General features: G+C 69.2%; 16 protein-coding genes, 1 other RNA gene and 1 pseudogene. 13 read left to right on the top strand and 5 right to left on the bottom strand.

Annotated features, from left to right (window positions below; translation table 11 throughout):
- The 4 genes and pseudogenes from CCN51_RS12320 to CCN51_RS12305 form a co-directional block, all read left to right on the top strand.
- Positions 1-370 (top strand): annotated as a pseudogene (locus CCN51_RS12320) (serine/threonine protein kinase); the annotation flags it as partial.
- A 182-nt stretch (positions 371-552) separates the two neighbouring features.
- A complete protein-coding gene (locus tag CCN51_RS12315) occupies positions 553-1,857 on the top strand; it encodes a serine/threonine-protein kinase (RefSeq protein ID WP_014179095.1) in 1,305 nt (434 codons plus the stop codon).
- Between the two features lie 145 nt (positions 1,858-2,002).
- Complete coding sequence (gene prfB / locus CCN51_RS12310) at positions 2,003-3,115, top strand: peptide chain release factor 2 (protein ID WP_043491339.1); 1,113 nt, start codon at positions 2,003-2,005, stop codon at positions 3,113-3,115.
- Between the two features lie 315 nt (positions 3,116-3,430).
- Complete coding sequence (locus tag CCN51_RS12305; RefSeq protein ID WP_014179097.1) at positions 3,431-4,108, top strand: hypothetical protein; 678 nt, start codon at positions 3,431-3,433, stop codon at positions 4,106-4,108.
- A gap of 223 nt (positions 4,109-4,331) precedes the next feature.
- Here the strand turns inward: CCN51_RS12305 and CCN51_RS12300 are convergent, their stop codons facing one another.
- On the bottom strand, positions 4,332-4,526 hold the full coding sequence (locus tag CCN51_RS12300) for a hypothetical protein (RefSeq protein ID WP_014179098.1): 195 nt from the start codon (positions 4,524-4,526) through the stop codon (positions 4,332-4,334).
- A gap of 328 nt (positions 4,527-4,854) precedes the next feature.
- On the opposite strand from CCN51_RS12300, the gene ftsE reads away from it, so the two are divergent.
- From ftsE to ssrA, 5 genes are all read left to right on the top strand, one after another.
- Positions 4,855-5,544, top strand: a complete 690-nt coding sequence (gene ftsE, locus CCN51_RS12295; protein ID WP_014179099.1) for a cell division ATP-binding protein FtsE — start codon at positions 4,855-4,857, stop codon at positions 5,542-5,544.
- A 9-nt stretch (positions 5,545-5,553) separates the two neighbouring features.
- Positions 5,554-6,465, top strand: a complete 912-nt coding sequence (gene ftsX, locus CCN51_RS12290; protein WP_014179100.1) for a permease-like cell division protein FtsX — start codon at positions 5,554-5,556, stop codon at positions 6,463-6,465.
- 68 nt (positions 6,466-6,533) lie between these two features.
- Positions 6,534-7,736: a S41 family peptidase gene (locus tag CCN51_RS12285; protein WP_043487484.1), complete on the top strand. Its 1,203-nt coding sequence runs from the start codon at positions 6,534-6,536 to the stop codon at positions 7,734-7,736.
- An 18-nt stretch (positions 7,737-7,754) separates the two neighbouring features.
- The gene (gene smpB / locus CCN51_RS12280) at positions 7,755-8,234 is read left to right on the top strand and encodes an SsrA-binding protein SmpB (RefSeq protein WP_014179102.1); all 480 of its coding nucleotides are present in this window, start codon (positions 7,755-7,757) and stop codon (positions 8,232-8,234) included.
- Between the two features lie 96 nt (positions 8,235-8,330).
- Positions 8,331-8,700: a transfer-messenger RNA gene (gene ssrA, locus CCN51_RS12275) on the top strand.
- A 102-nt stretch (positions 8,701-8,802) separates the two neighbouring features.
- Here ssrA and CCN51_RS12270 read toward each other — a convergent pair.
- Positions 8,803-9,165, bottom strand: coding sequence for a winged helix-turn-helix transcriptional regulator (locus CCN51_RS12270; protein ID WP_014179103.1), 363 nt, complete (start codon positions 9,163-9,165; stop codon positions 8,803-8,805).
- A 111-nt stretch (positions 9,166-9,276) separates the two neighbouring features.
- Here CCN51_RS12270 and CCN51_RS12265 point away from each other — a divergent pair, with 111 nt between their 5' ends.
- Complete coding sequence (locus CCN51_RS12265) at positions 9,277-9,903, top strand: NAD(P)-dependent oxidoreductase (RefSeq protein ID WP_043487486.1); 627 nt, start codon at positions 9,277-9,279, stop codon at positions 9,901-9,903.
- A gap of 161 nt (positions 9,904-10,064) precedes the next feature.
- Here the strand turns inward: CCN51_RS12265 and tgmC are convergent, their stop codons facing one another.
- From tgmC to CCN51_RS12250, 3 genes are all read right to left on the bottom strand, one after another.
- On the bottom strand, positions 10,065-11,240 hold the full coding sequence (gene tgmC / locus CCN51_RS12260) for an ATP-grasp peptide maturase system methyltransferase (RefSeq protein WP_014179105.1): 1,176 nt from the start codon (positions 11,238-11,240) through the stop codon (positions 10,065-10,067).
- A gap of 134 nt (positions 11,241-11,374) precedes the next feature.
- Entirely contained in the window at positions 11,375-11,614 is a 240-nt protein-coding gene (locus CCN51_RS12255) for a DUF397 domain-containing protein (RefSeq protein ID WP_014179106.1), read from the bottom strand.
- Positions 11,590-12,486 carry a helix-turn-helix domain-containing protein gene (locus CCN51_RS12250; protein ID WP_078610616.1) on the bottom strand — a complete coding sequence of 299 codons (897 nt, stop codon included), beginning with the start codon at positions 12,484-12,486 and terminating at the stop codon, positions 11,590-11,592. The genes CCN51_RS12255 and CCN51_RS12250 overlap by 25 nt, the downstream gene beginning before the upstream one ends.
- 292 nt (positions 12,487-12,778) lie before the next feature.
- Between CCN51_RS12250 and CCN51_RS12245 the strand changes: the two genes are divergently transcribed.
- Genes CCN51_RS12245 through CCN51_RS12235 form a run of 3 tightly spaced genes read left to right on the top strand, consistent with a single transcriptional unit; the run spans position 12,779 to position 13,682 of the window.
- Positions 12,779-13,150 (top strand): hypothetical protein, encoded by a 372-nt coding sequence (locus tag CCN51_RS12245; protein WP_078610617.1) that lies wholly within the window; start codon positions 12,779-12,781, stop codon positions 13,148-13,150.
- Complete coding sequence (locus CCN51_RS12240; RefSeq protein WP_014179109.1) at positions 13,147-13,467, top strand: hypothetical protein; 321 nt, start codon at positions 13,147-13,149, stop codon at positions 13,465-13,467. Before CCN51_RS12245 ends, CCN51_RS12240 begins: the two co-directional genes overlap by 4 nt.
- Complete coding sequence (locus CCN51_RS12235; protein ID WP_014179110.1) at positions 13,467-13,682, top strand: hypothetical protein; 216 nt, start codon at positions 13,467-13,469, stop codon at positions 13,680-13,682. Before CCN51_RS12240 ends, CCN51_RS12235 begins: the two co-directional genes overlap by 1 nt.
- Positions 13,683-13,845: the final 163 nt, after the last annotated feature.

Genomic DNA, 13,845 nt, shown 5'->3' with positions numbered 1-13,845 from the left:
GCCGCGGAGGCAGCAGCGGCGCCAGCAGCCGCCCCCGTACGCCCAGCAGCAGCCCCAGAACTACGCCCCGGCGCCGCACCACCCCCAGCAGCCACAGCCCCAGCGCTACGCGCCGCCGCCCCAGCAGCCGCAGCAGCCCGAGCCGCGCCAGCCCCGGCAGCGCAGCTCCAGCCCGATGAAGATCCCCGGTATGGGGTGCCTCAAGGGCTGTCTGTTCGTGATCGTGATCCTGATCGTGGGTTCCTGGCTGATCTGGGAGCTGACCCCGCTCAAGGACTGGGTCGCCGAGGGCAAGAGCTACTGGGACGCGGTCACCGACTGGATCACCGAGGTGAAGGACTGGATCTCCAAGCTCGGCGGGCCCAGCTGACCCAGCCGCTGCACGGCACGGGGCCCTGCGCCCAAGGGCCCCGCCACTAAGGGGATTTGTCGACATCTGAAGGGTGTTTTCCGCGCAGAAGCGGACAGTTGGCGCTGTCCGTGGCCCCCAACGCGCCGGTAGCCGCGTAGCTTTGTCGCCAACGTGCCCCTGTCGGAGGAGTCGGAGCAGTCTTGTCACGGAAGATCGGCAGCCGGTACACCGCCAACCAGGTCCTGGGCCGCGGCAGTGCCGGCACGGTGTGGCTGGGCGAGGGTCCCGAGGGCCCGGTCGCCATCAAGCTCCTGCATGAGGAGCTCTCCTCGGACCAGGAGCTCGTCGGCCGCTTCGTACAGGAGCGCACCGCGCTGCTGAGCCTGGACCACCCCCGGGTGGTGGGCGTACGCGACCTCGTCGTCGACGGAAACGACCTGGCCCTGGTCATGGACCTGGTGCGCGGCACCGATCTGCGCACCCGACTCGACCGAGAGCGGCGGCTGGCCCCGGAGGCGGCGGTCGCCATCGCCGCGGACATCGCCGACGCCCTGGCCGCGGCCCACGCGGCCGGGATCGTGCACCGCGACGTCAAACCGGAGAACGTCCTGCTGGACATGCAGGGCCCGCTCGGCCCCGGCGGCTCCCACCCGGCCCTGCTCACCGACTTCGGCGTGGCCCGCCTCGTGGACGCGCCGCGCCGGGCGCGCCCGCAGGGCACCGCCCAGGGCCGGGTCCAGAACCCGCGCAGCGTCATCGGCACCCCGGACTACCTCGCCCCCGAGATCGTCGAGGGGCTGCCGCCGCGGGCCAGCGTGGACGTGTACGCCCTTGCCACGGTCCTGTACGAGCTCCTGGCGGGCTTCACCCCCTTCGGCGGCGGCCACCCCGGCGCGATCCTGCGCCGCCATGTGACGGAGACCGTCGCGCCGCTGCCCGGCATCCCCGACGAGCTGTGGCAGCTGCTGCTGCAGTGCCTCGCCAAGGCGCCGGCCTCCCGGCTGCGCGCCTCCGAGCTGGCGGCCCGGCTGCGCGAGCTGCTGCCGTCGCTGGCCGGCTACCCGCCGCTGGACATCGACGAGCCCGACGAGCCCGGTGCCGAGCCGGAGGGCCGGTACGACGAGGCGCCGACGCCGCACCGCGCCCCGACCGCCGAGGAGCCGCCGCGGCGCCGAGGCGCGGTGCCGCTGGTGCCCGGGGCGGCGCCCGACTCCAGCCGGGAGACGCACACCAGCATGCGGGTGCCCAGCCCGGACGAGCTCGCCGGCGGCCCGCACGGCACCGCCCGCGCCCCCCGGGTCAGCGGCCAGCGCCGCGCGGGCTCGGCCCGTAACCGCCCGGTCTCGGAGGCGGTGCGCCGCCGCCGGGTCAGGCTCGCGGTGGTCGCGGTCGCGCTGCTGGCCGCGGTGGGGATCGGCGGCTGGCTCGCGTCGGGCGGCGACGACGACGGCGATCCCCCCAAGGGCGGCGAACACTCGGCCCCCGCGAACCCAGGCGATCGCTGAGCGCCCCGGGCTGCGTCCGGCCCGCCCGTGCCCCGGCCGTGAGGTACGGCCCCCGGCCGCCCGCCCGGCCGGGCAGGCCGAGCCAGGAAAGGGGCGTCAGCCGCCCGTGCGCCCGGTCGCCCGTCCGGCCGGTTACGCTGGTGCCGTGGCAGTCGTCGATGTATCCGAAGAGCTGAAGTCCCTCTCCTCGACCATGGGGTCGATCGAGGCCGTCCTGGACCTCGACAAGATGAGGGCCGACATCGCCGTGCTCGAGGAGCAGGCGGCGGCCCCCTCCCTCTGGGACGACCCGGAGAACGCGCAGAAGATCACCAGCCGGCTGTCCTATCTGCAGGGCCAGCTGCGCAAGGCGGAGGAGCTCCGCAGCCGCATCGACGATCTCGAAGTGCTCTTCGAGCTCGCCGACGCCGAGGACGACGCCGACGCCCGCGCCGAGGCGGTGGCCGAGCTGGACTCGGTGCGCAAGGCGGTCGACGAGATGGAGGTGCGCACCCTCCTGTCCGGCGAGTACGACTCCCGCGAGGCGCTTGTCAACATCCGCGCCGAGGCCGGTGGCGTGGACGCCGCCGACTTCGCCGAGCAGCTGCAGCGGATGTATCTGCGCTGGGCCGAGCGCCATGGCTACAAGACCGAGGTGTACGACACCTCGTACGCGGAAGAGGCCGGCATCAAGTCGACCACCTTCGCCGTCCAGATCCCGTACGCGTACGGCACCCTCTCCGTCGAGCAGGGCACCCACCGCCTGGTGCGTATCTCGCCGTTCGACAACCAGGGCCGCCGCCAGACGTCCTTCGCGGGCGTCGAGGTGCTGCCCGTCGTCGAGAAGACCGACCACATCGAGATCGACGAGTCCGAGCTGCGCATCGACGTCTACCGCTCCTCGGGCCCCGGCGGCCAGGGCGTCAACACCACTGACTCCGCAGTGCGCTTGACCCACATCCCGACCGGCATCGTGGTCTCCTGCCAGAACGAGCGCTCGCAGATCCAGAACAAGGCGTCCGCGATGAACGTGCTCCAGGCCAAGCTGCTCGAGCGGCGCCGCCAGGAGGAGCAGGCCAAGATGGACGCGCTCAAGGGCGACGGCGGCAATTCCTGGGGCAACCAGATGCGTTCGTACGTCCTGCACCCGTACCAGATGGTCAAGGACCTGCGGACGGAGTTCGAGGTCGGCAACCCCCAGGCGGTGCTCGACGGCGAGCTGGACGGCTTCTTGGAGGCGGGGATCCGCTGGCGCAAGCAGCAGGAGCAGCAGAAGTAGGGCAAGGCCCTGCCCGCGGCCTGACGGCCGTCTGCCCACGCCGCCTGCCCATGACTTGACGGCCGGTTGGTCACAGTCCTGTACCCATGCATCCGCCAACCACCTCCATAGCGGACATGTCGTGCGCAATGACCTTGACGGTCATATGAAAAGTGGGAAAGCTGACGCGCGGCATGCGTATGACTGGGGCGCGTGTGAACGGGGGCTCGCGGACTGCCTTGTGTGGCCGGTCCCGCGGATCAGAACCCCCCGCAGACCGTTGCCTTGTGCATAGCTGCTCCATTGACGAGTACAGCTACTGGGGGTAGCAGGCAGATGACGAAGAAGACGCGGCTGCGCGTCGCGCGGATCGCGGCGAGCGCCGTGATCGCCGCCGGCGCCTCGCTGACGGCGGCGGGTGCCGCATCGGCTGTGGGTATCGACGTCGGCATCGGCGGCGTGGAGGCCTCGGTCAAGGCTGACGACAAGGGCGTCGGCATCGGCGTCGGTGTCGACGGCCCGACCGAGGACCCGACGGGCGACCCGACGTCGATCCCGACGGGCGAGCCGACCCCGACGGACGAGCCGACCACCAACCCGCCGACGACGAACCCGCCGACGGACGACCCGACCACCAACCCGCCGACGACCAACCCGCCGACGGGCGACCCGACGCAGCCGCCGACCGGCGAGCCGACGGGCAAGCCCACCGGCAAGCCGACCGCCGAGCCGACCAAGTCGCCCGGCACCGGCGGTGGTGGCGGCGACGACTCCAACACCTGCACGGTGGAGCTCGACGGCACCGAGTGCCAGGACAACACCGACACCGACAGCGCCGGCAGCAAGCCGGTCGAGCAGAGCAAGCCCAAGGAGGCGCTGGCCAAGAAGGAGGAGCTGGCCGAGACCGGTGCCTCCGAGACCACCTTCCTGCTGATCGGCGCCGCGACGATGATCGCGGGCGGCATTGGCTTCCGCCTCATGCCGCGTCTGGTCAACCGCAACACCGCGGCCTGATCACGCACCCGGCCGGACCGGGGGCGGTACAGCGACGCGAAGGGGCCCGGAGTGCGGCGTCACTCCGGGCCCCTCGTGCGTGCTTATGCGCGCTTATGCGCGCTTATGCGTGCTTGTGCGTGTGAGAAATGAAACACATCGCGTGAATCGCGAGTCGACCGTCACCGTGCGTACAGCGCCGCTCGACATGGCGCTATGGTTCGCTATGAGCCGCTACGGTCCGTTACACCGTGGCGACCTGGTGGGCGAGCAGAGCCACCGCGATCAGCGCCACCAGCAGTGCTATCAGGGCGGTCGGCGTCAGCCCGCCGAAGCCGCCGGCCTGCTGCAGACGCTCCCTGCTGGCCCGGCAGACCGGGCACCGGCCCTCGCTGACGGGGCTCGCGCAGTTGGCGCAGACAAGCCTGTCATACGTCATGCGCTCTTCTCCTCCCGCGCGGCGATGCCGCAGTAGACACGGGGCCAACGCTCTGGGCAATGTGTTGGTTCCCCTTCCACTGTGCCAGCTTCCGCCCGGTTCGGCGCGCCCCGCACGATTCCGTACCGCATCCGTACCGGTTCCGTGGCTGTTTCGGACAGCTCGGCGGGGCGGGTTGTCAACCGTTTGCCCCCAATAGTGCCGTGAATAAGGGCACCAACCCCGAACGGCGACTGCGAGCTCGCGCGCGGTTCGCGTATGGTCACGCACACCGACGGGAGCCCTCGCGGCCACCCGTACCCCTATCCAGGTCGACCGTGGTGCTTCAGTGATCCGATTCGACAACGTATCCAAGACCTACCCCAAGCAGAACCGTCCTGCACTCCGGGATGTTTCGCTCGAGATCGAGAAGGGGGAGTTCGTCTTTTTGGTGGGCTCCTCGGGGTCGGGCAAATCCACCTTTCTCCGGCTGTTGCTGCGCGAGGAACGCGCCAGCCATGGCGCGGTCCATGTGCTGGGCAAGGACCTGGCGCGGCTGTCCAACTGGAAGGTGCCGCAGATGCGCCGCCAGCTGGGCACGGTTTTCCAGGACTTCCGGCTGCTCCCCAACAAGACGGTCGGGGAGAATGTGGCCTTCGCGCTGGAGGTGATCGGCAAGCCGCGCGGCGCCATCCGTAAGACCGTCCCCGAAGTGCTCGACCTGGTGGGACTGGGCGGAAAAGAAGACCGTATGCCTGGCGAGCTCTCCGGCGGTGAGCAGCAGCGCGTCGCCATCGCCCGTGCGTTCGTCAACCGGCCGCTGCTGCTGATCGCCGACGAGCCGACCGGAAACCTGGACCCGCAGACCTCCGTCGGCATCATGAAGCTGCTGGACCGGATCAACAGGACCGGGACCACGGTCGTGATGGCCACTCACGACCAGCAGATCGTCGACCAGATGCGCAAGCGCGTGATCGAACTTGAAAAGGGCCGTCTCGTACGCGACCAGTCCCGCGGCGTTTACGGCTACCAGCACTGAAAGGACGCCATGCGCGCCCAGTTCGTCCTGTCGGAGATCGGCGTCGGTCTCCGCCGCAATCTCACCATGACCTTCGCGGTGATCGTGTCTGTCGCCCTTTCGCTCGCCCTGTTCGGCGGGTCCCTGCTCATGCGCGAGCAGGTGAGCACGATGAAGGGTTACTGGTACGACAAGGTCAACGTCTCCGTCTTCCTGTGCAACAAGCAGGACAAGGAGACCTCGCCCAACTGCTCCAAGGGCGCCGTCACCGACGCGCAGAGGAACGAGATCCGCTCCGAGCTCAAGCAGATGAGCATCGTGGAGAGCGTCCAGTTCGAGACCTCGGAGCAGGCGTACAAGCACTACAAGGAGCAGTTCGGCGACTCGCCGCTGGCCAACTCGCTGACCCCGGACCAGATGCAGGAGTCCTTCCGGATCAAGCTCAAGGACCCCGAGAAGTACAAGGTGATCACCACCGCCTTCGCCGGCCGCCCCGGGGTGCAGGAGGTCCAGGACCAGCAGAAGCTGGTCGACGACCTCTTCAACCTCCTCAACGGCATGAACTACGCGGCGCTGGGGGTGATGTCGCTCATGCTGATCGTCGCGCTGATGCTGATCGTCAACACGGTGCGGGTGTCGGCGTTCTCCCGCCGCCGGGAGACCGGGATCATGCGGCTGGTCGGCGCGTCCAGCTTCTATATCCAGATGCCGTTCATCATGGAGGCCGCCATCGCGGGTCTGCTGGGCGCGGGCTTCGCCTGTGTGCTGCTGGTGAGCGGACAGTACTTCCTGGTCAACAACTGGCTGGCGAACCGGATCGACGTGATCAACTTCATCGGCTGGGACGCGGTGCTGGCCAAGCTGCCGCTGGTGCTGGCGATCGGTCTGCTGATGCCCGCCTTCGCGGCGTTCTTCGCGCTCCGCAAGTACCTCAAGGTGTGACATTCGTCCAGGGCGCCGTACCTCACAACCTCCGGTACGGCGCCCTGTGTTGCCCTACACTCACCGGCATGTCGGGCCCGTGTTTGTTCGTCCCGCCCCGCCGCATTCGCCGTGGGGCCGCCCTGACGGTGGTCTTCGTGAGCGTGCTGGCCACGGGAGCCGCCGTCGGCTCCTGGGGCGCCGAGGCCGAGGACGGCCGGGACCCGGCCGACGCCCGGATAGTGTCCCGTTCGGTATCGAGCACCGTCGAGAGCGACGAGGTCAAGGCAGCCGCCGCACAGGCCGAGGAGGACGGCAAGTCCGGCTCCAAGGCCGCCCGGGAAGTGGTCAGCCGCAGCGGCGACCGATGGGGCGCGGTCTACAGCGCCCGCGAGTACGAGGGCTTCCGCCGCAATCTCGACGGCGAGTACGTGGGCGTGGGGATCTCCGCCCGCCTGAGCACCGGCGGCCGGATCGCGGTGGACCGCGTCCAGCCCGGCAGCCCCGCCGCGAAGGCCGGCATCCGAGCCGGTGACCGGCTGCGTACCGTCGACGGCCGGACGACGACCGGCCGCCCCGTCACCCAGGTGGTGTCCTGGCTGCGCGGCGGCGCGGACGAGGCCGTGGGCAGCCGGGTCGAGGTCGGGCTGCAGCGCGGCGAGCACAGCTGGCGGCAGACCCTGCGGCGGGCGCGGCTGGCCACCGAGCCGGTGACCGTCGACCGCCTCACCGATCAGCACCCCGCCGCCGTCCGGATCAAGGTCGAGGCCTTCACCCGGGGCTCGGGCGACCAGGTCCGCCGCGCCGTGCGGGCCATCCCCGAGGGCCAGGGCATCCTGCTCGACCTGCGCGGCAACTCCGGCGGCCTGGTCTCCGAGGCCGTCACCACCGCCTCCACCTTCCTCGACGGCGGGCTGGTCGCCACGTACGACATACGGGGGAAGCAGCGGGTGCTCGAGGCCCGGCGCGGCGGCGACACCGACTCCCCCCTCGTCGTCCTCGTCGACGGCGGCACCATGAGCGCCGCCGAAATGCTCACCGGCGCCCTCCAGGACCGCCGCCGGGCCGTGGTCGTCGGCTCCCGGACCTTCGGCAAGGGCTCCGTCCAGATGCCCAGCGAGCTTCCCGACGGCTCGGTCGCCGAGCTCACCGTCGGCCACTACCGCACCCCCACCGGGCGCGGCGTCGACGGCAAGGGCATCACCCCCGACCTGTCCGTACGCGGCGACGACGAGAAGAGCGCCGAAACGCGCGCGCGGACAGTATTGAGTGGCCTCGGGGGCGGGTCATAGTGCGAGAATGACAGCGCTATGGCTAAAGAGACGGGGCGCAAGCTGATCGCGCAGAACAAGAAGGCGCGGCACGACTACCACATCCTCGACACCTACGAGGCCGGTCTGGTGCTGACCGGCACGGAGGTCAAGTCGCTGCGGCAGGGTCGGGCCTCGCTGGTGGACGGCTTCGCGCAGCTCGACGGCGGCGAGGCGTGGCTGCACAACGTGCACATTCCGGAGTACAGCCAAGGGACGTGGACCAACCACTCCGCCCGCCGCAAGCGGAAGATGTTGCTCCACCGCGCGGAGATCGACAAGCTGATCGTCAAGACCCAGGAGACCGGCCACACCCTGGTCCCGCTGGCGCTGTACTTCAAGGACGGCCGGGCCAAGGTCGAGATCGCCCTGGCCAAGGGCAAGAAGGAGTACGACAAGCGGCAGACCCTGCGCGAGAAGCAGGACCGGCGCGAGTCCGACCGGGCGATCTCCGCGGCGCGCCGGCGTCAGCGGGCCTGACCGGCGGGAATACGCTGGCACTGCCGTGCGTTGTTCACGTACGATGGGGCTGCACTCCCGGTAGAGGGGTGCGGCACCACCTTGATAACACCACATGGGGATGATCGGTTTCGACAGCGGCTGTCGAAGCAGGGGAAGCGAGCCGAGGAAGCGGCAATGATCTCGTAAACCATATGCCGAAACCTATAATCGCCAACACCAAGCGCGATTCCTTCGCCCTCGCTGCCTAAGTAGCGACTTGCGAAGTGTCAGCCCGGGGCTGTTCCCGACCCGGATCCTGGCATCAGCTAGGGGACTAAACCACTAGACCCGGTCACGGGGCCTGGTGGGACATCAAACAGTGGCTGAGCCCGTCGGAGACTTGTCCGCGTGATCTCCGGGGCTGAGAAAATCACAGCGGACTGCGCTCGGAGAAGTCCTGGTTCCACACCGTTGGACGCGGGTTCGATTCCCGCCATCTCCACTCATCCCATGTACGACGAGGGCCTCGCGGTCAGCAGACCGCGGGGCCTTCGTCGCGTTATCCGCCGCCTGACCGTATAAGACCGCGGTACCCAGCGCGCCCCCGCTACGACCTGTCCCGTGCATCAAGTAGCTCGTCCCAGTGCTCCGCTGCCCACGCGCATGCGGAATCCAGCGGCTCCAACATGCTGCGACCCAACTGCGTCAGCGCGTACTCCACCCCGAGTTTCGGGTCGGCGTGCACCGTGCGTGAGACGAGCCCGCCCCGCTCCAGGCCACGTAGTGACTGTGTGAGCACCTTCGGGGTGACGCGGTGCAGTGGCACGCGCAGCTCGGAGAACCGGCGGGGACCGTCTTCCAGGCAGCGAATGACCAGAGCTGCCCACTTGTCGCCGAAGCGGAATGGCAACAGCGAGGACGGACACAGTTCGTCGAACATGTCCGGAGGCAGCGGCTGGCGGCGTGTCATGGTCTCTCTCCTGCCCGTCGGCTGGGGCCGGTAGCCGGCCTCGGTATCCAGGAGGTAACTGCCCTTGCGGATACCTTCCGGAGCATCGATTCAACGGGAGGTATTCCGACGATGGGTAGGTTCGTGATTTTCGGGGCCGGTGGCCGGGCCGGCCGGCAGGCTGTCGCTGAAGCGCGTCGGCGTGGACACCAGGTCACCGCGGTGGTCCGCGACCCGTCCCGCTACGGCGGCTTGGCGGACGGCGGCGTACGGATCGCCGCCGGGGATGTCACCGACGTGGCGGATGTCGCCGCCCTCGCGGCCGGGCATGACGCCGCGATCAATGCGGCGGCGGTAACCGACCCGAGGGCATTCTTCACCAGCGCCGCACATGCCCTCATCAAGGGCCTGCGGCAGGCGGGGGTGGACAGGCTCGTCACGGTTGGGATCGCAACGCTACTGCCCGGCCCCGACGGGACCCGCCTGCTGGACATGCCCGGTTTCCCCGCCGAGTTCCGGCCCTTCTGCCTGGCCCACGCCGACGGGCTCGAGGTGCTTCGGGCCGAAGGCGCCGCGCTGGACTGGGCGTATGTCAGCCCAGCCGGCGACTTCGACCATGAGGGGGAGCGCACCGGCCACTACGAGATCCGCGAACACGGTGACCTCGCGGCGCGCATCTCCTACGCGGACTTCGCTCTCGTCCTGCTCGACGAGGCCGAGACCCCACGGCACCACCGCAGCCACCTGGCCGTGACATGACGACCTGGTGACACCTCCAGATGCTCGGCCGGAGTCACCGATCTGCTTCGGCGAGGTTGCCGTGAGCCTCGGCGGCCGGGTCGCCGGAGGGAATCTCGCTCATGGCGGGCGAGCACCATGGCCGCGTTACGCACATTCGCGGGGCTCTTGTCTCGCTGGGTTCAGACAAGGCGGTGTTCCCAGCGCAACGTGGGGCCGTCACCGATCCAGTACGTGTGGGAGCGGGGGGTGACGCGGAGCCGCACAGTGCTGATGTCCGGGCGTCCGGCGTCCTGCCAGGCGATCAGCGCCTGCTCGATGTCGTCCCACAGCGCCACCGGCCCGCCTTGCCGGACGGTCCAGCCGGAGCCGTTCTCGGTGAACGCGGCGAAGGATTCGCGGTCGGCGTCGAACACGAAGAGCTGCCGACTGCCATCGCTCCGAGTGGCGCGTACGAGCTGGGCGCCAGGCGCGGCGAGCTGGGCGAGGAAGGCGGGCATCCACTCCTCCAGCAGCGTCGGCGAGACCTTCGCCGCGCGCTCGCTGTCGGCGTAGGCGGTGCGCGCCGACAGGTCCCCGGCGAGTGCTGCGGTGGCCTGGGAGCGGGCCTGCATGAACGACGACTCCCCGATGATCAGCCCTTCGGCCGTGCCGGCCTCGTTCACGGTGACCTTGGCGAGGCCGGTGCCGTACGCCCACGAGCCGGGGGCGAGGGTGGTGAGGATGACGCCGCCCGGCTCGGTCTGGCGTACCCAGGTGTGGGGGATGCGGCGTACCGCGCACGTGGCGATGACACGGTCGTAGGGAGCGCGGCGCGGGTGGCCCAGGAGCCCGTCACCGGTCAGGGTCCATGTCGAGTATCCGGCGGCTTCCACGGCGGCATCCGCGCGGGCGGCCACGCCCGGGTCCACCTCGACCGTAGTGACGTTGTCCTCGCCGAGCCGGTGGCACATCAGGGCGGTGGAGTAGCCGGTGCCGGTGCCGATCTCCAGCGCGGTGTGACCGTCCTCGACGTCCAGGGTCTCGATCATGCCGACGACCGTCACGGGCGTGGTGGACGACGACGTGGGCACGCCGGGGACGGGCTCGGCGGTCTGGTCGGCGGTGAGGTGCCCGTCCAGCTGTGTCACCAGAGACTCATCGCGGTAGGCGATCTTGGTCCATTCCCCGGGGTCGGTGCCGAGCGCTGTCACGGGCCGCCAGCGCCCACCGTCGGCGGGCAGGAACACGCCGGGCTGGAGGAACGGCTCACGCGGCACGGCCTCGACCGCCGCGCGCCACTTCGGGTGGACGAGGACTCCGGCTTCCTGGAGCCGGTCTGCGAGGGCGCGCCGTTCAGGTGCGGTTTCGGGCGTCATCCGGGGTTGTCTCCTTGAACGAGTAGGTCGGCGAAGGCGGCGGCCATCGGCAGGCCGGTCTTCTCCCATCCCCACGAGTGACGGCGGCCCCTGTGAGCACAGGGGCCGCCGTTCATGCGCGCTACTTGCGCGGGTCAGGTGGAGGGCAGTTCTCCATCGGCGACGGCGGTAACGAAGGACGCCCAACCGGCCGGCGACACCCGGAGCGCCGGGCCGTTCGGGTCCTTTGAGTCGCGGATCGCGATCGCGCGGTAGGGGGACGTCAACAGGTCTGCGACCTCCACGCAGTTGTTGCCGTTGCCGCTGTAGGAGGACTTGAACCAGTCGGCGTGGACGAGGTCTCGGGCTATCAGGGGGCGGGCGCTGGTGGGCATGCGGTGATCTCTCGGGATAGTTGGTTCAGGAACTTCGGCGTGTCCTCGGGAGGCAGGGCGGACCTCGACAGGGCTTCGAACTGCCGTGAGAACCGTCCGACCTCCCGGCGCTTGTCAGAGACGGACGAGGCGTTGCCGAATGGGGTGTCCACTTGGACTGTCGTCGGCATGATGTCGCCGAGGTGCATGATGCTGAAGTTGTGCTCGAACAGGTACCCGCGCATCTTCTGGGGGAGTACCTGTACGGTCACATTGTCGAGTGTGGCCAGCTTGGCGATCTCCTCGTACTGTTCGCGCATCAGGTCGGCGTCGCCGACGATGTGCCGCAGCGCTGCCTCGTAGAGGATGGCCCACAGCCTCAGTGGGTCCTCGTCGCGGGTCAGGGCCTCCTTTCGCCTCATCCTCACCTCGACGCTCCGATCCACGAATTCAGTCGTGGTCTCGTCGAGGGGCTTGGCGCTCACGTGCCTCGTGCGGGCGTATGCCTCAGTCTGCAACAACCCCAGGATGATGGTTGGGTGGTAGGCCCGGATCTCCTGTGCCGCCGCCTCGATCCCGAGGAACCGTGGCATCCCTGCTGTCAGTTCCGTGGCGAGAGGTGTCCACCACTCCCGGCTGGACGCTTCCCGCTGGACCGCCACCAGCCTCTCCACTTCCTCCTCGTCGGTGACGCCGTAGCGGTCGAGTAGCTTGCGCAAGTCACTCGCGCTACGGAGGTCCTGAAGCCCGGTCTCGACCCGTTGCAGTTTGGTGTCGCTGAACGAGAATCCCTCCACGGCTTCCTGGATGCTGAGCCTTGCCCGCTTGCGTAACTCGCGGAGTTCATGGCCGAGTGCGATGCGTCGTGCTGTTGGCCTGTGCGGTGCCGCCATCGTTCTGCCTTTCTGAGGCAACTGCTCCTGGTTCGCGGCGATATGACCAGCATGGCACGGCAACGCTTCACTGTGTCAGTTGTTGCGTTCGTTATGGCATGTGCCATTTTTTGTCGAGTGGGTGATTAATTGTGGAATCTATTGTCTGCGCTGCGGGCGGGGCACGACAGTGGTTGTGGTCGGGAGCCGGGCCAGCAGTTATCGGATGACGCTGGGGTGCTCTCTGACCACACCTCCACCGGCCACATGCAGGACCCCCGCGACGCGACTTGGGAGGGAGCGTCCGGGGGCGGTGGCCATCAACCCCATGGAGGTTGACAACATGGCACACGTTATCGCGTGGATCTTCGAAGCCCTGCTACTGCTGTTGTTACCGCCGTCGGGCCGTCACCGCGCGGCCTGTACTGCGGGCGGCCGACCCGCAGTACAGCACCAGCACGTGCCAACGACAGGCACAGCACGCATGCCCGACGCGCCTGCTCGGCCCAGGGCGGCGGAGTGCATGATCGCCTCCAGCGCGACGTTCCGCCCAGTTTCCGGTCCGCGGGACGGCCACAGTGCCGACATGGTGCGGCCCTACGTCGTGGCCGACGAACAGCGGAGCAAGGATCGCCCGCGGGTTGAGCTGGTGTGTGCGCCGCACGGGATGGTGGTGATCAGGTGACCGCCGATGGCTGGACCACGCCCTTCTCGTCCCCGGGGTGCGTGCTGTGCGCCACTCCCGGCGACTTCGGGCCCCGCAACCACGCCGTGCCCCACTCGGGCCTGTGCCCCGCGTGTATCACGGCTGCAAAGCCCACCCGCCAAGGTCTCGAGCACGCGGTCGTGATTGTCGCCGGACAGACCCTCGCCGGAGCCGAAGCCCTCGACCTGGCCGACGCCGCGCCGGAAGAACTGGCCTATCACTTGGGCGCGGTGAAGCGAAGCCTGTGCAGCCTGCTCCAGCTCCTCGCGCCGGTCGGGGGAGAGGGAGGCCGCTGATGGCCGACAACCAGCCGGGGCGGGGCGAGCGGCCGAAGATGACGATGCGCGTCTACACCATTGCGCACGGCGGGATCGTCACCGCGCGGCGCGCGATCGTGGCCGTCCTCGCCGGAGAGAAGAGCGACGTCTACTCGGCGGGGCAGGCCTGGCCGCCATGCCAGTGTCCGCGCCACCGCGACCACAACAACCCCGACCGCTTCAAGCGGTCCTGAGACCGCCGTCGAGCCCCCTGCCCCCCACTCTCATGGGCGGGCTGGGGCTGGACGGTCCCGTCGCCGGGTCGCTCCCGGCCCGTTTGCGATTGAGCGCGGCACCGACCTCGACGACGCCGTGGATCGGCAGGAGGAACGGCTCGATGAGGATCAGCTTCGTGCC

The sequence above is a fragment of the Streptomyces milbemycinicus genome (assembly GCF_002154605.1).
Taxonomy (GTDB): domain Bacteria; phylum Actinomycetota; class Actinomycetes; order Streptomycetales; family Streptomycetaceae; genus Streptomyces; species Streptomyces milbemycinicus.
The sequence above is the reverse complement of the archived record's forward strand: the minus strand, read 5'-3'. Positions and strand labels throughout refer to the sequence as shown.